The 17,586-nt window shown below is 67.9% G+C and carries 19 protein-coding genes; 7 read left to right on the top strand and 12 right to left on the bottom strand.

Features of this window, described 5'->3' with window-relative positions; all coding sequences use genetic code 11:
* Positions 1–361: 361 nt before the first annotated feature.
* The 4 genes from speB to LAQ74_RS02385 form a co-directional block, all read right to left on the bottom strand.
* The gene (gene speB / locus LAQ74_RS02400) at positions 362–1,171 is read right to left on the bottom strand and encodes an agmatinase (protein WP_224334598.1); all 810 of its coding nucleotides are present in this window, start codon (positions 1,169–1,171) and stop codon (positions 362–364) included.
* Complete coding sequence (locus LAQ74_RS02395; RefSeq protein WP_224334596.1) at positions 1,171–1,545, bottom strand: translation initiation factor IF-5A; 375 nt, start codon at positions 1,543–1,545, stop codon at positions 1,171–1,173. Before LAQ74_RS02395 ends, speB begins: the two co-directional genes overlap by 1 nt.
* A gap of 215 nt (positions 1,546–1,760) precedes the next feature.
* Positions 1,761–3,437 carry an ABC1 kinase family protein gene (locus LAQ74_RS02390; protein WP_224334594.1) on the bottom strand — a complete coding sequence of 559 codons (1,677 nt, stop codon included), beginning with the start codon at positions 3,435–3,437 and terminating at the stop codon, positions 1,761–1,763.
* Positions 3,438–3,803, bottom strand: a complete 366-nt coding sequence (locus tag LAQ74_RS02385; protein WP_224334592.1) for an Hsp20/alpha crystallin family protein — start codon at positions 3,801–3,803, stop codon at positions 3,438–3,440.
* A gap of 161 nt (positions 3,804–3,964) precedes the next feature.
* Between LAQ74_RS02385 and LAQ74_RS02380 the strand changes: the two genes are divergently transcribed.
* From LAQ74_RS02380 to LAQ74_RS02370, 3 genes are all read left to right on the top strand, one after another.
* Positions 3,965–5,212: a molybdopterin molybdotransferase MoeA gene (locus tag LAQ74_RS02380; protein ID WP_224334590.1), complete on the top strand. Its 1,248-nt coding sequence runs from the start codon at positions 3,965–3,967 to the stop codon at positions 5,210–5,212.
* Positions 5,209–7,098, top strand: coding sequence for a molybdopterin biosynthesis protein (locus LAQ74_RS02375; RefSeq protein ID WP_224334588.1), 1,890 nt, complete (start codon positions 5,209–5,211; stop codon positions 7,096–7,098). The genes LAQ74_RS02380 and LAQ74_RS02375 overlap by 4 nt, the downstream gene beginning before the upstream one ends.
* A gap of 117 nt (positions 7,099–7,215) precedes the next feature.
* The gene (locus LAQ74_RS02370; protein ID WP_224334587.1) at positions 7,216–7,863 is read left to right on the top strand and encodes a HalOD1 output domain-containing protein; all 648 of its coding nucleotides are present in this window, start codon (positions 7,216–7,218) and stop codon (positions 7,861–7,863) included.
* A gap of 23 nt (positions 7,864–7,886) precedes the next feature.
* Here the strand turns inward: LAQ74_RS02370 and LAQ74_RS02365 are convergent, their stop codons facing one another.
* The 6 genes from LAQ74_RS02365 to ahbB form a co-directional block, all read right to left on the bottom strand.
* On the bottom strand, positions 7,887–8,525 hold the full coding sequence (locus tag LAQ74_RS02365) for an HAD family hydrolase (RefSeq protein WP_224334585.1): 639 nt from the start codon (positions 8,523–8,525) through the stop codon (positions 7,887–7,889).
* Positions 8,526–8,642: 117 nt separating this feature from the next.
* On the bottom strand, positions 8,643–9,005 hold the full coding sequence (gene lwrS / locus LAQ74_RS02360) for an LWR-salt protein (RefSeq protein WP_224334583.1): 363 nt from the start codon (positions 9,003–9,005) through the stop codon (positions 8,643–8,645).
* Positions 9,005–9,280 carry a 4a-hydroxytetrahydrobiopterin dehydratase gene (locus LAQ74_RS02355; RefSeq protein WP_224334581.1) on the bottom strand — a complete coding sequence of 92 codons (276 nt, stop codon included), beginning with the start codon at positions 9,278–9,280 and terminating at the stop codon, positions 9,005–9,007. The genes lwrS and LAQ74_RS02355 overlap by 1 nt, the downstream gene beginning before the upstream one ends.
* Before the next feature lie 70 nt (positions 9,281–9,350).
* The gene (hemA, locus tag LAQ74_RS02350; RefSeq protein WP_224334573.1) at positions 9,351–10,691 is read right to left on the bottom strand and encodes a glutamyl-tRNA reductase; all 1,341 of its coding nucleotides are present in this window, start codon (positions 10,689–10,691) and stop codon (positions 9,351–9,353) included.
* Positions 10,691–11,350 carry a precorrin-2 dehydrogenase/sirohydrochlorin ferrochelatase family protein gene (locus tag LAQ74_RS02345; protein WP_224334571.1) on the bottom strand — a complete coding sequence of 220 codons (660 nt, stop codon included), beginning with the start codon at positions 11,348–11,350 and terminating at the stop codon, positions 10,691–10,693. Before LAQ74_RS02345 ends, hemA begins: the two co-directional genes overlap by 1 nt.
* Positions 11,351–11,419: 69 nt before the next feature.
* Entirely contained in the window at positions 11,420–12,526 is a 1,107-nt protein-coding gene (gene ahbB, locus LAQ74_RS02340) for a siroheme decarboxylase subunit beta (protein WP_224334569.1), read from the bottom strand.
* Positions 12,527–12,653: 127 nt separating this feature from the next.
* Here ahbB and LAQ74_RS02335 point away from each other — a divergent pair, with 127 nt between their 5' ends.
* Positions 12,654–13,373, top strand: a complete 720-nt coding sequence (locus LAQ74_RS02335; protein WP_224334567.1) for a rhodanese-like domain-containing protein — start codon at positions 12,654–12,656, stop codon at positions 13,371–13,373.
* Between the two features lie 82 nt (positions 13,374–13,455).
* Here LAQ74_RS02335 and LAQ74_RS02330 read toward each other — a convergent pair whose 3' ends face one another.
* The gene (locus tag LAQ74_RS02330) at positions 13,456–13,854 is read right to left on the bottom strand and encodes a DUF5778 family protein (protein WP_224334565.1); all 399 of its coding nucleotides are present in this window, start codon (positions 13,852–13,854) and stop codon (positions 13,456–13,458) included.
* A gap of 153 nt (positions 13,855–14,007) precedes the next feature.
* On the opposite strand from LAQ74_RS02330, the gene uppS reads away from it, so the two are divergent.
* On the top strand, positions 14,008–14,937 hold the full coding sequence (gene uppS / locus LAQ74_RS02325) for a polyprenyl diphosphate synthase (protein WP_224334563.1): 930 nt from the start codon (positions 14,008–14,010) through the stop codon (positions 14,935–14,937).
* 74 nt (positions 14,938–15,011) lie between these two features.
* Here the strand turns inward: uppS and LAQ74_RS02320 are convergent, their stop codons facing one another.
* The gene (locus LAQ74_RS02320; RefSeq protein WP_224334561.1) at positions 15,012–15,620 is read right to left on the bottom strand and encodes an undecaprenyl diphosphate synthase family protein; all 609 of its coding nucleotides are present in this window, start codon (positions 15,618–15,620) and stop codon (positions 15,012–15,014) included.
* Positions 15,621–15,859: 239 nt separating this feature from the next.
* Here LAQ74_RS02320 and LAQ74_RS02315 point away from each other — a divergent pair, with 239 nt between their 5' ends.
* Together LAQ74_RS02315 and LAQ74_RS02310 are read left to right on the top strand one after the other, a co-directional pair.
* Positions 15,860–17,170, top strand: coding sequence for a DUF92 domain-containing protein (locus LAQ74_RS02315; protein WP_224334559.1), 1,311 nt, complete (start codon positions 15,860–15,862; stop codon positions 17,168–17,170).
* Positions 17,171–17,172: 2 nt separating this feature from the next.
* Positions 17,173–17,577, top strand: coding sequence for a GNAT family N-acetyltransferase (locus LAQ74_RS02310; RefSeq protein WP_224334558.1), 405 nt, complete (start codon positions 17,173–17,175; stop codon positions 17,575–17,577).
* The last annotated feature ends 9 nt before the right edge of the window (positions 17,578–17,586 follow it).

The following is a 17,586-nucleotide window of genomic DNA, read 5'->3' as shown; positions in this document are numbered from 1 at the left end:
AGAACGCGACGGATATCACGGCGATAGATCGCGGGCGACGAGGCTTATAATCCGGCGATAGCCACTCGTCAGGGACCTCGCGCGGCGTCGAGAAATCCCGCGCGGCGTCGACGGCGAGGCCGGACTTGCGAATGCAGCCACCGCGGTTATCCGTCTGGCCGCCGAACAGTACGACGCGAGCGAAACACGAGGTGACTTACTGATGGGTAAGTTCCGTAGTGCGCTTCGCGTCTGGCGACGGCTACCGCGTCGAACCAAACGCAGTATCACGCGCAAGATGCGACGCGTGCTTCGCCGCTGAGACGACACGGCGGCGTCGCTCGCGTTTCTACCGAAATCGAGACGAGAGCGACGGCGACGGCTACTCGTTCGACGCCGCGCGCTCGCAGACGAACTCCTTGAGGAGTTTCCCGGCGAGCGACGCGGCCTGGCCGTCGTCGCGGTCGTTCACTTCGACGACGTCGAACCCATCGGCGGCGGGCGCGACGGCCCGAACGACGTCGCGCATCTCGCGCGGCGTGAGGCCGAACGGCTCCATCGTTCCCGTTCCGGGCGCGAACCCGGGGTCCGCGCCGTCGATGTCGACGCTGAGGTAGACGGACGAATCGGCGTCGAACTCGGGGTCCCAGTCGGCGACGTCTTCGGGTGCGACGACGGTCACGTCGTCCTCGTCGGCGCGTTCCCACTCCTCGGGGGAACCGGTACGCGCGCCGAGGACAATCGCCTCGTCGGCGGTGTCGAGGACGCGCCTCGTGACGCAGGCGTGACTCCACTCGTCGCCGGCGTAGTCGCTCCGGAGGTCGAGGTGGGCGTCGAGACAGACGAACACGTCGGGGTCGACGGCGCGGACGCCCGCGGCCGTGACGGTGTGTTCGCCACCGAGGGTGATGGGGACAGCGTCGTCGCGGACGGCGTCGCCGAGTTCGCCGCTCAGAAACTCGACGTACTCGGCGGCGTCGCTCCAGGCGTGGAGGTCGCCCGCGTCGTGAACTGAGAGGTCCGAAAAGAACTGGTCGGTTCGACGGTCGAAGTCGTCGAACGTTTCGGCGTACTTCCGAATCCGGTCGGGACCGAAACGGGCCCCTGGCTGAAAACTCGTGGAGATGTCCAGGGGCGCACCGACGATGACGAAGTTCGCGTCACTGCGTTCGGCTGTCGCCCCGGGGAACATCACACGACCTTTCGGTTGCCTTCGTACTCCAAGTACTCGATTTCGCTCTCGGGGGAGAAATCCTCGCCGTCGGGGATGCGCATCGTGAACGTCTCGTAGGTGTCGAGGTCCATCACCTGCGCGTCGTCGCCGGTGACAGAGACGACCTGTCCCTGTTTCCGGTCGATGATCGGGACCCACACCTTCGCGTCGACAGGCTGACTGAGGCTGCGCTTCTTGCCGTCGAAGACGCCGCGACCCTCGACGCGGGCTTTCGCACTGCCGTGCTTGCCGGGTTTGGCGGTGCTGTAGTGATTGATTTTACAGGGGGCGCTGTCCATCATGACGTAGCTGCCTTCCTGCAGTTCGCGAACCTGCTTCTGCTGTTTCGCCATACCACGGAATTACCGAGGCGGCGGTATAAACGGTTTGGAAACGAGTCGTGAGCGCGGGTCTCCTCGCCGCGAGAGGCGGTTTGGCGACGATAACGCCTGAACACGGTTCGGAGGTGAACACGGCAGGTCGAGAGGGTGGCAGCGACGCGAGATCGACGGCGCTTCGATGTCGGCGTAAACGACACATCGACGGAGCCTCGACGACGCCGCTCGGCTCAGTCGCCGCGGCGTTCGCGCATGCTCTGCCGGGTGAACTGCGGGCGGGCGCGGATACCCTTACGGCGCTTGCGCAGCGACCGGTACAGCAGGAAACCAATCGGCAGGGTGATGCCGATAGCGGCAGCGGCGAAGCGCCAGTCGTTGCCGAAGGAGTACAGAATCGACGCCGAGAGCAATCCGACGGAGAACAGGAGGCTGTAGGCGATGCGGCGCGAGAGGCGGTCGAACACGTCGTTCTTGTCCTCGATACGGACGTTGACCGTCAGGTTCTCGCGTTCGAGTTGGTCGAGCGTCCGGTCGAGTTTCGGCGGGACGGTGACGAGCGCCTCCGTCGTCTGCTGGAGTTGGCGTCCGGCGTCTTCGACGAACTGCTTGGCCGTCTCCTCGCGGTAGCCCGACTCCGAGAGGTAGTTCGTCGCCACCTCGATGAAGTCGAAGTCCGGGTCGAGCGTCACACAGACGCCCTCGACGACGGTGGCGACGCGGAGCACGAGCGCCATGTTTTGGGGCAGACGAAGCGGGAACTCGTAGATCGTGTCTTCGACCTGCTGGACGACCTGCTGGACGCGGTACTGCTCGATGTCCTCGCCGCGCACGTCGGCGATGGCCAGTTCCATCACGTTCGCCATCACCTCGCGGTCGGCCTCCGGCGAGAGCGTCCCCATCTCGACGAGCGAGTCGAGGATGGCGTCGATGTTCTGGTTGGCGACGGCGACGTAGAACTCGACGATCTTGTCCTGGATGTAGGGGTCGACGGTGCCACTCATCCCGAAGTCGTAGAAGATGATCGTGCCGCCGTCGTCGACGGCGAGGTTCCCCGGGTGGGGGTCGGCGTGGAAGACGCCGTCTTCGATTATCATCTGGAGGTACACCTCCTGGAGCGTCACCGCCAACTCGTGGCGGTCGATACCCATCTCGTCGAGCGTCTCGACGTCGCTTATCTTCACGCCCGGTTCGTACTCCATCGTGAGCACGCGCGGGCCGGAGACGTCGTCTATCGGCCGCGGGATGACGATGTCGGAATTTCCCTCGAAGTTCGAGCGAATCCGGACGAGCATGTCGCGCTCGCGGCTGTAGTCCATCTCCTCGCGTATCGTCTTCGCGAACTCGTCGGCGAGACTGTCGAGCGAGAACGCCTGGCCCTCGCCGACGAATCGCGAGAGAAGCGGAATCGACCACTTGATCACCCGCAGGTCGGCCTCGACCAGGTCTTCGATGCCCGGCCGGCGTATCTTGACGGCGACACGCTCGCCCTCGTACTCGGCGAGGTACACCTGCCCGAGACTCGCGCCGCTGATGGAGTCGCGGTCGAACGCGTCGAACGCCTCGTCGACCGGGCCGAGTTCGTCTTCGAGGACGACGCGCGATTCCTCCCACGGGGCGGGCGGCACGTCGTCCTGGAGGCTCGACAGCACGTCGATGTACGCCGGGGGGAGGATGTCCGGGCGCGTCGACAGCAGTTGGCCGAGTTTGATGAACGTCGGTCCGAGCGTCAACAGCGTGTCGAGCAACACCCCCGCCCGCTCGACCTGCATCTCGGTGGTGACCTGTCGCGAGCGACCGAACAGGAGGAACCGATTCCGGTCTCGGGTATAGGCGACGATGAGCGGGAGGAATCGGCGGAAGACGACGAGGAACCGCCAGTAGGCCCGCGGAGTGACCAGAGTAACCACCTACTCCGAGGAGTCGTCCGTTATCGGAATCGTCCGCTCGGCGGCGGCCGTCCGCTTGGGGAGGTGGAGTTCGAGGACGCCGCGTTCCATCGACGCCTCCGCGCCGTCACCGGAGGCGTCCGGCGGCAGCGGCAGTTCCGCGTCCAAGAACAGGGAGCGGTCCTCGCGGAGGTAGCGGAACTCCGAGGGGAGACTCTTCTCGCGGCGGGCTTCGATGACGATGCGACCGTCCTCGAATCGCACGTCAGCCGTCTCGGCGGTCACGCCGGGTAGGTCCACGACGAGCAGGTACGCGTCGTCGCTCTCCAACAGGTCGGCGAACACCGCTTTGGGCAGGTCCCGCAACGCGTCGCGCAGCGCTGACATGGGCGTAGCTACGGGTTGGGGGTCGAAAAACCCGGCGGTCGGGAAACGACGCACGCGGCCGACGACGCGCCACCGTCGCCGCCGCGGGGTCCCCCGCCTCTCTCGGCACCGCCGACCGCCGCCGGGTAGACGTTTTTGTCCCCCCGGTTACAACGAGGCGTATGAGCCACGACGACCTGCGACGCGCCGGATTCAAACACCGGACGCGCGTCGCCGACGCCCGCGACCGACTCCTCGCGGCGGTCACGCCGCACGACCGAACCGAACGCCTCGCGCTCGTCGACGCCGACGGCCGGGCGCTCGCCGAGACGGTCACCGCCGCCCGGGACGTGCCCGGCTACGACCGCGCGGCGATGGACGGCTACGCGGTCCGCGCCGAGGACACCTTCGGGGCGTCGGGGCGCTCGCCCTCGGTGCTCCGACTCGCCGCGGGGGACGCGGGGGGCGAAGACGACCCAGCATCGGTACCCCCCGGCGAAGCGGTCCGCGTTCACACCGGCAGCGAACTGCCCGACGGCGCCGACGCCGTCGTGATGGTCGAATACACCGAACAGGTAGGCGACGAGGTGGAAGTGTTCGATGCGCTCGCCGAGGGCGAGAACGTCGGCGACGCCGACGAGGACGTAGCCGAGGGCCAGTCGCTGTACGACCCCGGCCACCGCCTTCGACCCTCTGACCTCGGCCTCTTGAAGTCGGTCGGCGTCCACGAGGTCGAAACGTACGAACGGCCCCGCGTCGCCGTGATTCCGACGGGCGAGGAGGTCGTCCAGCGAGACCCCGACCCCGGCGAGGTCGTCGAGACCAACGGTCTCACGGTCTCGAAACTCGTCGAGCGCTGGGGCGGCGACGCGAGCTATCGGGACGTCGTGACCGACGACGAGGACGCGCTCCGCGAGGCCGTCGAGTCGAACCGCGACCACGACGTGGTGGTGACGACCGGCGGGTCGTCGGTCGGCGAACGCGACCTCACGTACGAGGTCGTCGACGACCTCGGCGAGGTGTTCGTCCACGGCGTCGCGCTGAAACCCGGTCACCCAGTCGCACTCGGAGAAGTCGACGAGACACCGATCGTGATGCTCCCCGGCTACCCCGTCGCGTGCGTCGTCAACGCCGTGCAGTTCCTCCGCCCGGCGCTCAAGCGCGCCGGTCACCTCCCCGACGACGCGCCGCCGACGCGGGAGGCGACGCTGACGCGGAAAGTGCCGAGCGAACCCGGCGTCCGAACGTTCGCCCGCGTCCGGACAGAGACCGGAGAAGAAGGTCTCGAAGCGACGCCGACGCGCGCCAGCGGGTCCGGCATCCTGTCGAGTGTCGCGCTCGCCGACGGCTGGGTCGTCGTCCCCGAGGAGCGCGAGGGTCTCGAAGCGGGTGCGACTGTCGCCGTCGAGAACTGGGAGTGGTCGGCGTGACCGAGAGGAAAGAGTTCCGCGACCTCGCCGACCCCGAGGACGCCCACGCCGCCATCGCGTCACTAGCTCTCGAACCCGAACCCGAGGCGGTACCGCTGGCGGAGGCGGGCGGGCGCGTCCTCGCCGAGCGGGTCGACGCCGACCTCGACGTTCCCGGTTTCGACCGGGCGTCGATGGACGGCTACGCGGTCCGGGCGAAGGACACCTTCGGGGCGGACGAGGCCGACCCCGTGACGCTCGACCTCGTCGGCGAGGTCCACGCGGGCGCGGAACCCGACGTGACCGTCGAACCGGGGACGTGCGCCGAGATTTCGACCGGTGCGGTGATGCCGCCGGGCGCGGACGCCGCCGTCATCGTCGAGCGGACGGACGAACTCGGCGACGACAGAATCGAGATTCGAACCGCCGTCGCGCCCGGCGACAGCGTGATGTTCGCCGGCGCGGACATCGCCGCCGGGGCGCGGGCGCTCGGTCCGGGGACGCTCCTCACGCCGCGGGAGATTGGACTCCTGTCTGCGCTCGGTCGCGACGAGGTCCCCGTCCGGGGCCGCCCCCGCGTCGGCATCGTCTCGACCGGCGACGAACTCGTCCGGCCCGGAGAGACGCTCCACAGCGCCCGCGGCCAGATCTACGACGTGAACAGCTACACCATCGCCGCGGGCGTCGAAGAGGCCGGCGGCGAGGCCGTGCTGTATCCGCACGCCGGCGACGACTACGACGAGATGGAGCGCCTCCTGGTGCAAGCGAGCGAGGAATGCGACCTCGTGCTCTCGTCGGGGTCGACCTCCGCGTCTGCGGTCGACGTCATCTACCGCGTCATCGAGGACAGAGGCGAGTTACTGCTGCACGGCGTCGCGGTCAAACCGGGGAAACCGATGCTCGTCGGCCGGTTGGACAGTAGCGCCTACGTCGGCCTGCCGGGCTACCCGGTGTCGGCGCTCACCATCTACCGGACGTTCGTCGCGCCCGCGGTTCGGCGCGCGGCAGGGGTCCCCGAACCGCAGACGGCGACCGTTCGAGGGAGGATGGCCGTCCGCGAACGCTACGGCGAGGGCCGGATGCGACTGATGCCGGTCGGCCTCGTAGAGGACGAGGAGGGCGAGACGCTCGTCTACCCCGTCGACAAGGGAAGCGGCGCGACGACGAGCCTCGTCGAAGCCGACGGCATCGTCGAGGTCCACCCGGACACCGAGTATCTCGCCGAAGGCGAGGCGGTAGACGTGCTGCTGTTCTCGCCGGACGTACGCCCCCCGTCGCTGTTCGGCGTCGGCGAGGACGACCCGCTGCTCAACCGTCTGCTCGACCGCCTCGGGACGACGCGCTACCTCCCGGTCGGGAGCAGGGAGGGGCTTCGTCGCCTCCGCGACGGCGTCCCCGACGTGGCCGTCGTCGCCGGTCCGGTCGAACGCGACGTCAACGCCGTGGACCTCGGCGGGTGGCGACGCGAGTGGGGACTCGTCGTCCCCGACGGCAACCCGGCGGGCGTCGAGGGCGTCGCGAGCCTCGTCGACGACGACCTCCGGTTCGTCAACCGCGACTCGAACTCCGGCCTGCGGACGAGTTTGGGCACCGCCGTCGCCGACCTGGCCGACGAGCGTGGCGTCTCGCGTCGCGACCTCGTCGCCGAAATCCACGGCTTCGACCGGTCGGTGAAAGCCTCCGAGAGTCCGGCCCGGCGCGTCCTCGCCGGCGACGCGGACGCGGGCGTCGGCCTGCGGACGACCGCCGACCGACTCGGTCTCGGGTTCGTCTCGCTGGGGTGGCAGGACGTTCGCGTCCGCGTCAATCCGGACCGAACGGAGAAATCGAGCGTAGACGTTCTCAGAACGGCTCTCGACAACGTCGGGCACGACGCCGACGGCCTCGTCGGCTACGAGACAGCGTAGCCTGTCGTGTCCACGATGTAAATTTTATCGACATAGAACATCTCACAAAAACAAGTCCAAAATTCAAACTGTGAGAATAGTAGAAACGTATTTCATGTTACTCCCGAAAAGCGGGCTATGTCAAGCAGGGCGAAAGTACTTCACGTCGACGACGACTCGAGCGTCACAGAACTCACGAATCAGTTGCTCGACCCGGAGGGAGACCGGTTCGGCCTGACGAACGCGTCGAGCGGCGAAGAGGGATTGGCGCTCCTCGAGTCCAACGAGTTCGACTGCGTCGTCAGCGACTCGGTGACGCTCTCGGACGGTCGGCTGTTCGCTTCGGTCGTCCGCGAGAAGGAGCGGTCGCTCCCGCTGGTGCTGTTCTCCGGAAAGTCGAACGCGGAACTCGTCGCCGAAGCCCGAGCGACCGAGGCCAACGGCTACGTCCGGAAGTCCGGCACGGAGAGTTTCACCCGCCTCGAACGCGCTATCGACGAATCGATGCTTCTGGCCGACGACGGCTGGGAGCTGCTCGCTCACCACGACTGGTCGGGGCCGCAGGAACTGGTGACGACCATCGCCGTCGCACTCGAAACGTACAGCGGCGTGAAGGCGACGGAGGGAACCCCGCTGTTCGACGCCGTCGACCCGGACGCGCTCGCTGAACTGCTCGGGCCGGGGTTCAGCGGGTCGCACCACAAGTCGGTGTCGGTTCGATTCCCGTACCGCGATCATCTTCTCGCGGTGTTCGGCGACGGCCGCGTGCTCGTCCGCCCCCGGTAGCTCCCGCCGACGACGTCTCTCACTTACGTGCCGGTCAACTCCTCGAGCGAGCGGATGCGCCGGTCGGCGAGCACGCACTGTCCGCGTCGCTCCGGGTCGTGTCGCTCGACGTGGATGCCGTCGAGTCCGGCGTTCCACGCCGCGCCGACGTCGCTCGCCCCGTCGCCGACGAGCACCCCTCGGTGGGCGTCGTCGACGCCGAGTTCGGCCATCGCGTGTCTCACCGGGCCGGGATCGGGTTTCCAGCCGGTGTCGTCGGTACAGCAGACGACGGCGTCGAACCAGTCACGGATGTCGAGTCGGTCCAGCACCGGGTCGGCGAGAAACTGCTGACAGTGTGTCACCACGCCGACCGGCCCGTCGAGTTCGGCGACGAACGTCTCGACGTCGGGGTGGAGGTACGTCGCTTCCGCGCGGTCGAGGGGGTCCTCAACGGCGTGGAACGCGGGCCAAAACTCCGCCGGGTCGACGCCCCACTCGCGAAGTTGGGCGTCGCGCGCGCCGCCGAGACCGTGCCAGAGAATCTCCGCTTCGCGGTCGGAGAACGTCCGGCCGAGTCGCTCGCCGACCCGGTCGAACGTCCGCCGGGTGTACGCCCACTCGGCGTCGATGAGCGTCCCGTCGAGGTCGAACAGCCAGAAGTCGTAGACATCGGAGACCATCTCGGACCGCTATCTACCCGACTCGCGGATAAAACGGTTCCGGCGATAGTCGCCGCGCGAACGGGGTCGAGCGGGTTCGCGCGGTACGGAGGGCGACGGTCCGACTCTGCCCGACGCTCACCGAACGCGAATCGAACTACCGAAGTACTTGTTGAGCACCTCGCTCACGTCGTCGGCGTTGAATCGGTCCAGGTCGTCGGCGATTTCCGCCTTCAGCGCCGCGAGATGCGCCTCGTCGGTGTCGAGTTCGCTGAAGCCGACGTCGACGACGGGCACCGAGAGCCACTCCTCGGCGAGCGAGCGGGCGTGCCGGTCGTCGTTGACGTCGCCGCGCCACAGGTTGTGGAGGAAGAACAGCCAGCCGTCGTCGCCGGCCGTCGCCGCCGGTTTGCGGACTACCGTCTCGAACTCGTCGGGGGCGACCGCGACCCCCGCCGGATCGAGTCGGAAGCGGACGCGGAACACGTACGCCGCGTCCATCAGTACTCGTCGTCGAACAGCGAGGCGAGGCGCGTATCCTGGTCGGTGATACCACCGGCCTCGTGGCTGGTGAGTCGCACCTCCACTTCGTCGTAGCGGACGATTATCTCCGGGTGGTGGAACTCCTCGTCGGCGACTTCCGCGACCTGGGTGGCGAACTGCACGCCCGCGAGATAATCTTCGAACTCGTAGACGCGGACGATCTCGTCGTCGTCGCGCTCCCAGCCGTCGGGTAGTTGGCGCTCTATCTCGTCGTCGTCCAGTCGTTCGGCCATGCGCAGCAAGTCGTGCGGTGGCTGGTTAACGTTTACCCGCGTTCGCAGTCGATGGAACCGAAAATCGGAGTCAGTCGTCCGAGTACTGCCTGAGGACGTGGGGCGGAGCGTCCTCGTCGTCCGGCCGCTCGCCGGAGTCGAACGGGGCCGCCTCGAACGTCGCCCCGTCGCCGAACTTCGGGTCGAACAACTGCATCGCCGTCTGGATAGTCGTCCAGTCGTCGTCGGCCGCGGCGTCGCGCAGCGACTTCGTCGGCGCGGCGAGCAGTTGGCCGACGAGCGCGTCGGCGAGCGCCTCGACCGTCTCGCGCTGTTCGTCGGTCATCTCGCCCTGCGCGTCGAGTTTCGACAGCGCGGTCCGGACTTCGCGTCGTTTGACGGCGTCGGCGCTCTCGTACATCGCGCTGATGGCGTCGTCGGCGCGCTTGCGCTTGTAGGCGTCGAGCAGGCGCGCGAGTTCGTCGTCGATCATCGCTTCGACCACGTCGGTCTCCGAGCGGCGACGCTCGCGAGTCTCGGCGGTGACGGTTTCGAGCGCGTCGATGTCGCGGACGACGACGCCGGGGATGTCGTCCGCCGCCGGATCGACGTCGCGGGGTTGGGCGATGTCGATGAGTACCGTCTCGCCCGCCGCCGCGAGCGCCTCCCTGTCGAGGACGTAGCCGGCGCTGCTGGTCGCCGTGACGACGACGTCTGCTTCGGAGGCGGCCGCGGCCGCGGCATCGAGGGCAACGGCCGTTGCGTCGGTGTCGACCTCTGCGGCGACGTGTTCGGCGTGGGGAACCGTCCGGTTGGCGACGAGCAGGCGCTCGACGTTCGCCGAGTCGAGCGCGCGGGCGGCGAGCGTCCCCATCTCGCCCGCGCCGACGACCAGCGCCGTCGAGCCTTCGACGGCCGTCTCGGTCTCGGCGAGGCGGACGGCGGCGCTGCCGAGCGACACCGCGCCCTCGTTTATCTTCGTCTCGGTTCGGGCGCGCTCGCCGACGTGGACGGCCTTCCGCAGCGCGTCTTCGAGCATCGTCCCGATACCGTCGACGGCGCGGGCCTCGGCCTCCGCACGGCGGAGTTGGCCGAGGATCTGATCCTCACCGAGGACGAGCGACTCCAGTCCGGCGGCGACGCGCATCAGATGGCGCAGGCTCTCTTCGTGGTCGAGCGTGACGACCGCGCCGTCGCGCACGTCGGGGGCGAAGTCAGCCAGCGCCGCCGCGCCGAGCGCGGGGCGTTCGGTGACGACGTACGCTTCAACCCGGTTGCACGTCTGGATGACGAACGCCTCCTCGACGCCGTCTCGCGCGAGGAGGTCCGCGAGTGTCGTCCGGACATCGTCTCGGCAGGCCGCCTCGATTTCGTCGACGGTCGCGTCGACGTGCGAGACGCTCACGCCGGAGATGACGCCGGTCTCCTCCATCACGGTGACTCACCTCTGTTCCGTATCACGCGCTGGGCCTCTTGACGGGCTTTCGATTCGCCCGTACGTAAAGCCTTCCAAACAGAAGACGACGCGACGACCGCTCGGAGCGCCTCGCGCCGCTCGTCCGGCGCGACGCCCGCCGCTTTCAACTCCGTGCGAATCTCGCCCGTCAGTTCGGCCATCGCGCCCGCGCCGTCGAGTCGGGTCTCGATACGCTCGCGGAGCTGTTTCGAGAGCGCCGGACTCCGTCCGCCCGTCGAGATAGCCACCGTTACCGGGCCGTCCTCGACGGTTGCGGGGACGACGACGCTGCCGGCGTCGCGGCTCCCCGCGCGGTCGGTCCGGTTGACGAGGATTCCGGCGTCGCGTGCTGCGGCTTCCGCGGCGGCGTTGACCGCCTCGTCGTCCGTCGCGGCGACCACCAGTACCGGGTCGAACCGGTCAACCCACTCGGCTATCTCGCCGGGGGCGGGCGCTGCCCGGACGAGTTCCGCACCGCCGAACTCGTCGTCTGCGACCTCGCCGTCTCCGAACTCGGGGCTGACGACGACGACGTGGGCTTCCGTCGCGAAGCGCCGCGCTTTCCGCGCGCCGACCGCCCCGCCGCCGAAGACGAGCACCGTCTCGTTCGTGAAGTCGTGGAACAGGGGTATCATGAGGGGTCGTCGGACTCCCGTCTGTCGGCTCGACACACCACGTACCGAGTGAATCCGTTCGTCTGCCTCTCACTCACTCGTGTTCGCCTCCGCCCGTTCGGCCAGTCTGATTCCGGTCTTCTTCAGGATGCGCGTCGAGAACAGCGAGTCCCAGTCGTCGTCGCCGACCGCCCAGTACTCGTTCATCGTCTCGCGGACCTCCTCGATTCGGCGCTGGCTCTCCTCCTCGTTTCGGCCGTGGGTCATCGCGAAGAAGTTGTACGGCCAGACGCCCTCGTGTCGCGGCCGGCGGTAGCAGTGGGTGACGAAGTCGAGCGAGGCGACGGCGGGGCCGACTTCCTCGACTACTTCGTCGGGGACGTTCCAGACGGTCATTCCGTTCTCGGTGTAGCCGAGCGCGTAGTGGTTCGGGATGACCCCGACGCGGCGGACTTTTCCTTCCAGATTGAACCGCTTGATGGTCTCGACGACCCAGCCGGGCTCGGCACCTATCGCGTCGGCGACGTCCGCGTACGGCGTCTCCGTGATCGGGAGTCCGCCCTGAATCTCGACGACCAGGTCGCGTTCCTGTGGTGTGAGCGTCGCCCTGTCCGAGGGATCGACGTCGGGGCCGAGATGCGAGCAGTCCACGTCACCATCGGAAATCGGTCCGTCGAGCATGAACTTGGCCTCGACGCGGAACTCGTTCAGTTTGGGGAGATTGTACGTCTCCTGGCCCGTCTCGGCCTCGATTTTAGCCAGGACCTCGTCGACGCGCGTGTTCACGGTTACACCGTTCGCCTCCGAGTCGCTCCGCGACTCGCCGTCGGCGACGCTGACGACGAACCACATGTTGAGATGCGGGTGCTCGCGCTCGTAGTTGTGCGCCACTTCGCGGTGGGCGTTCACCTGGTCGGCGACTTCCTCGAAGCGTTCCGGCGGCGCGTGCATCGCGACGAGCGTCGCCGCGCCGCCGATGTTCTCGGCGTTGACGAGCGCGCCGAAGCGCGTGAGCACCCCCTCCTCGTCGAGCGTCCGGACGCGCGAGAGGAGTTCCTCGGCGGTGACGTCGACGCCGCGCTCGCGAAGCGCCGCGGCGGCCGGGTCGAAGGGACGTTCGACGACGGGGAACCCGCCCTGAAACGCGTTGCTGATGGCGCGGTCGAGCGTGGAGAGCGTCGCGTCCGCCTGTTTCATGGGTCACACTCCGGTCGGCGGACGAATAAGCGTCTCGAAGCCGCGCCGCGTTCGACGGTCGAACCACGAGAGCGGCCCTCACGTGGCGATACGGTTTTATTCGTCCGATAGCTACTTTCGGCTGTAAATGCAGCGTCGCACGTTCCTCGCAGCCGCCGGTGCCGTCGGAGTGACAGCACTCGCGGGCTGTTCGAACTCGTCGTCCGGGACGCCGGACAACAACACCAACGGCTACGAAACCATCTCGGTCGACGGGTCGAACGCGCAGGTCCCGCTCGCGCCGATAGACGACGTCTACCAGTGGTTCGAAGAGGGGTCGGCGAAGTTCGTCGACGCCCGGGGCCAGCAGCAGTACGACGCCGCGCACATCGAGGGTGCGGTGCTCTCGCCCGCCCCCGACGGGCAGTCGAACGACCCAACCGGCGAGTGGGACGAGTCCGAACGCATCGTCACCTACTGCGGCTGTCCGCACCACCTCTCGGCGATGCGCGCGGCGTCGCTCATCGACTCGGGCTACACCGAGGTGTTCGCCCTCGACGAGGGCTTCTTCGAGTGGCAGGAACGGGGATACCCGCTACAGGGGTCGCAGGTCGACGTGAAGCCGCCGTCGTACACGATTCGCGGTGAGACGGACGCGTCACAGGCGGGGAAGAACGCGTGGGCGCGGCACGAGCAGTCGGGCCAGCGCGAGGTCGGACCCATCGCCGACGACGGCAGTTTCGAGCTCGAACTGCACTTCTACGACGTGACCGAGTCGTCGCCCATCGTCGTCGAGACACCCACCTACCGCGTCGAGAAGTCGCTCGGCGAACTCTCGGGAACCATCGTCAGGAACGTCGAACGATAGCTCGGCCGCCGCGAACGTGAGTCGTCGGTCGGCCGCTGCGGACACGAGACGTTAGTCAGTCGCCACGAACGCCGGTCACCGGTCAGTCGCCGCGGACGCCGGTCACGCGGTAGCCCATCTCCTCTACGTCCTCGACGATTGCCTCGTGGTCGGCGTCCGCTTCGTAGTAGAACACGAGGTTGAACTCCCCGTTTCGCAGCAGTTGCTGACACTCCCAGACGAACTCCTCGTCCTCCAGCGTCAGCCCCTGGAACTGGTTCGAGGCGAAGTCGGTGTTGTCGTTACCGGCGTAGATGTACGTCTCGCCCTTCCCCGCGTGCTCGGCGATGACGTCGTTCAGTTCGACGGTGAGTTCGTGCATCTCCAGGTCCTCCTGTCCGGTGAGGTCGGTGTGGACGATGACGCCGTTGAGTTGGATGTCGCCGGGTTTCAAGAGCGCTTTCGTCCGCTTGTAGAGGTCTTCGTCGAGCGTCTCACTCATGTATGGACCGTCGGGCGGACCCGATAAACCGGTCACGGTTCGCGCGAGTCGACGCGTCCGGCGCGGGTAGTGGGGTGTGCGTCGGCGTAACGCGGCCGAATGTGGCCGAACGAGGACACAAGACACATGTGGGGCGAGCGTGACGATGGGTACATGCTTCGGCGGGTCCGGCGGGAGTTCGCATCGGGGTACGAGCGGTTGCTTCGCGGCGAAGTCGGTGAGGGACCCACCCACGTCGCTATCATCCAGGACGGTAATCGGCGGTACGCCAGACGGAACGGCGACGACGCGCCGGACGGCCACCACGCGGGCGCGGAGACCACGGAGCGCGTTCTCGACTGGTGTCAGGAACTCGGTATCGCCGAACTGACCCTGTACGCGTTCTCGACGGAGAACTTCGAGCGGCCGCGCGAGGAGCTGGAACCGCTGTTCGACCTCATCGAGACGAAACTGTACGAGTTCGCCGACGCCGAGCGGGTCCACGACAACGAGGTGTGCATCCGCGCCATCGGCGCAATAGAGCGTCTGCCCGAGCGGGTGAGAGACGCCGTCGAGTACGCCGAGCGACAGACGCGCGGCTACGACCGGTTCACGTTGAACATCGCGCTGGCGTACGGGGGCCGGGCCGAACTGCTGGAGGCCGCCCGCGACGTCGCCCGCGACGTCGACGCCGGCGACCTCTCGCCGGACGACATCGACGTCGAGGCGGTCGAGCGCCGCCTCTACCGCCGACCCGTCCGCGACGTCGACCTCATCATCCGGACCGGCGGCGACGAACGAACGTCGAACTTCCTGCCGTGGCACGCCAACGGCAACGAGGCGGCCGTCTTCTTCTGTGCACCCTACTGGCCGGAGTTCTCGAAGGTCGACTTCCTCCGCGGCATCCGGACGTACGAGTCGCGGGAGGCGACGTGGCAGCGCCACCGGACGAAGCGGGCCGTCGCGCTGGTCCGGTCGCTGGCAGAGGCGGAACTGGCGGATGCGAAGGCCGTCGCCAAACGACTCCGCGACCAACTCACGAGCGCCGGGGCCGCCGAGATGGACGAGGCGCTCGCGAACCACGAGACGGAGCCCGCGGACTGAGTGGGTGGTGACCTTCGGACGTTTCGCTGGCGCTCAGCGTCCAAACTTCCGCCGCTACCACGGCGGCCTTCGGGCTACCGCCCGAATCTTCGCTTTCGGTCCTGGTAGTCCAACACCGCGCGGAGGTAGTCGCGTTTGCGGAAGTCCCGCCAGTTCACGTCGGTGAAGTACAGTTCCGAGTACACCGACTGCCAGATCATGAAGTCCGAGAGACGCTCCGCGCCGGTTTTGAGCACCAAATCGGGTTCGTCGGGGAAGACGAGGCGACCCTCGATGTCGTCTTCGTCGATATCCTCGGGGTCGAGTTCTCCCGCCTCGACCTCCCGGGCCAGCGAGCGAACCGCCTCGGCGAACTCGTGTTTGCCGCCGAGTCCGATGCTCACCTGGATAGGGGCGTCGGCGCGCTCGATGTCGTCGGGGCTGCGGACGACGAGTTCGCGCGGGGCCTCGACGCCGCGCAACTCCCGTTCGAGCGTCGACACGACCGCCGGGTCGAGGACGCTCACCGAGATGGTGACGCGATCGGCCCCGTACTCGAACGCCCACTCCAGAAACCGTTCGAGCGTCTCGTAGGCACCCTTCTCCAGCAGGTCCCGTTCGGTGATGACGACGGCGACGTGGTGGGGAGACTCCGCCGTCGAGCGACGGTGGCGAAGCGCGAGATATGCGTCGTACAGGGCCACGGTGGAGAGTTGCCGCCGGGTGTCAAAAGCCCATCTCTCTCGGCCCGTTCGACGGCGCGCGACGGCGCGATGGTGCGCGGCGGTAGCGACGTGATGGTCGCGGTGGCGACGTGATAGTGCACGAAATCGGCGCCACGACGACGACACGACGACGCTACAACCCTCTCGGCTCGGTTGGCGAACGGGGCGAAGTCTGCCATGTCGGGAGGGTTAAGTGGTCCTCGTGGATACCGGAGGGTGTGACTTCGACACTCCGACGTGCGGCCGGGTTCGCCGCCGTCGGGTCCATCGCGCTCGCCACGCCCGCTCTCGGCGTCGCCACGGCGGTTCCGTTCGCCGTCGTCGCTGCTGTCGCCGCGTTCGTCGGCGAGGACGGCCGCCTCTTCGAGCTGTTCGCCCGTCCGGGCGACCGCCAGGACGGCCGGCTGACCGGGCTGTTGGGGTTCGCGCTCGCCGCCGCGGCGCTAGCGGTGTTGGCGACGGTTCCGGAGACGCGCATGCCGATCGGCGCGTTCGTCGCCGCCGTCGTCGTCGTCGCCTACGGAAACCTGGGCGAGCAACTCGTCTCCCGGTGGCACGACGGCGAGTTCCACGCCGTCGCCGGCTTCACCGTCGCCAGCTTTCTGGCGGCCGTCGGCGGACAGGCCCTCGTCGTCGCGGTGACCGCCGAGACGCATTCGCTTCCGAAGCTGCTGTTTCTGGCGGCCGTCGGCGGCCTCGTCGCCGCGCTGCTCCGAGCGGTTCTACTCAAACACGACGACCCGCTGGTGCTCGTCTCGACCGGCCTGCTGCTGTGGCTGTTCCACGAACTTCCGGTCGACGTGTCGCCGCTGGAGGTCGGCGCGGCGCTCGCGCTGACTATCGTCCTCGGCTACGTCTCGTACGCGCTCGGGACCGCGTCGGTCCCGGGGATGCTCACCGGTATCCTCCTCGGCGTGCTCACCATCGTCCTCGGCGGTTTCGGCTGGTTCGCCGTCCTCATCACGTTCTTCGGCGTCGGCGCGCTCTCGACGAAGTTCAAGTACGAGTCGAAGCGCCACCGCGGCGTCGCCGAGGAGAACGACGGCGCGCGCGGCAGCGGTAACGTCCTCGGCAACGCCGCCGTCGCGATGGTGGCCGTCCTCGGCTTCGCCGCGACCGAACGAGCGGGCATCGAGTTGCTGTTCCTGTTCGCGTTCGCCGGGTCGCTCGCGACGGCGATGAGCGACACGCTGTCGAGCGAGGTCGGTGGCCTCTTCGACACCCCCCGACTCATCACCACGCTCCGCCGGGTCGAACCCGGAACCGACGGCGCGGTGACGTGGCAGGGTGAACTCGCCGGACTGGTGGGCGCGGCGCTCGTCGCCGCCGTCGCCGCGCTGTTGTTGCCGCTCGACCCGCCGCTCGTGGGTGCAGTCATCGTCGCGCTCGGCGGCGTCGGCGGCATGACCGTCGACAGCCTCCTCGGGGCGACAGTCGAGGGCGACCGCGTCGGCAACCAGGCGGTGAACTTCCTCGCGACGCTGTCGGGTGCCGCCGTCAGCGTCGCACTCGCGTCGGTTCTCCTCTGACGGTGATTCGCCTCGCCCGACCCGCGGACCGTCCGGCGCTCGCCTCGGTCCAGTCGGCGTTGACGGAACCGAGTCCGAAACTGCTTCGTTGGAGCATCGATACCGGAACTGTCCTCGTCTCGACGGTCGACGGGACACCTGTCGGTTACCTGCTTTCCGTGTACGGCGACGAGGTCCACGTCGCCGAAATCGCCGTCGCTCCCGAGCACCGCCGCGAAGGACGGGCGAGCGCGCTGCTCTCGACTCTCGTCGCCTCGCTCGAACCGGGGACGCGAGTCACCGTCGCCGTCGAACCCGGAAACGACGCGGCGAGAGCGCTGTACGAGTCGGCCGGGTTCCGGCAGGTACGCAGGGACAACTCTTACTTCGAGGGAGGCGCAGCGCTGATACTCGCTCGTCGGGCGTAATCTGCCGCG

Origin of the sequence: Haloprofundus halobius, assembly GCF_020097835.1 — an archaeon.
Classification (GTDB): Archaea; Halobacteriota; Halobacteria; order Halobacteriales; family Haloferacaceae; genus Haloprofundus; species Haloprofundus halobius.
Note: the sequence above shows the minus strand (reverse complement) of the source record. Positions and strands in the feature narration are given on the sequence as shown.

Coding starts and splice junctions, on each gene's coding strand:
- speB (WP_224334598.1), bottom strand. CDS start 1,171: ATGTTCCCCGGGGCGACAGCCGAACGCAGTGACGCGAACTTCGTCATC.
- LAQ74_RS02395 (WP_224334596.1), bottom strand. CDS start 1,545: ATGGCGAAACAGCAGAAGCAGGTTCGCGAACTGCAGGAAGGCAGCTAC.
- LAQ74_RS02385 (WP_224334592.1), bottom strand. CDS start 3,803: ATGTCAGCGCTGCGCGACGCGTTGCGGGACCTGCCCAAAGCGGTGTTC.
- LAQ74_RS02380 (WP_224334590.1), top strand. CDS start 3,965: ATGAGCCACGACGACCTGCGACGCGCCGGATTCAAACACCGGACGCGC.
- LAQ74_RS02370 (WP_224334587.1), top strand. CDS start 7,216: ATGTCAAGCAGGGCGAAAGTACTTCACGTCGACGACGACTCGAGCGTC.
- LAQ74_RS02365 (WP_224334585.1), bottom strand. CDS start 8,525: ATGGTCTCCGATGTCTACGACTTCTGGCTGTTCGACCTCGACGGGACG.
- lwrS (WP_224334583.1), bottom strand. CDS start 9,005: ATGGACGCGGCGTACGTGTTCCGCGTCCGCTTCCGACTCGATCCGGCG.
- LAQ74_RS02355 (WP_224334581.1), bottom strand. CDS start 9,280: ATGGCCGAACGACTGGACGACGACGAGATAGAGCGCCAACTACCCGAC.
- hemA (WP_224334573.1), bottom strand. CDS start 10,691: ATGGAGGAGACCGGCGTCATCTCCGGCGTGAGCGTCTCGCACGTCGAC.
- LAQ74_RS02345 (WP_224334571.1), bottom strand. CDS start 11,350: ATGATACCCCTGTTCCACGACTTCACGAACGAGACGGTGCTCGTCTTC.
- ahbB (WP_224334569.1), bottom strand. CDS start 12,526: ATGAAACAGGCGGACGCGACGCTCTCCACGCTCGACCGCGCCATCAGC.
- LAQ74_RS02335 (WP_224334567.1), top strand. CDS start 12,654: ATGCAGCGTCGCACGTTCCTCGCAGCCGCCGGTGCCGTCGGAGTGACA.
- LAQ74_RS02330 (WP_224334565.1), bottom strand. CDS start 13,854: ATGAGTGAGACGCTCGACGAAGACCTCTACAAGCGGACGAAAGCGCTC.
- uppS (WP_224334563.1), top strand. CDS start 14,008: ATGCTTCGGCGGGTCCGGCGGGAGTTCGCATCGGGGTACGAGCGGTTG.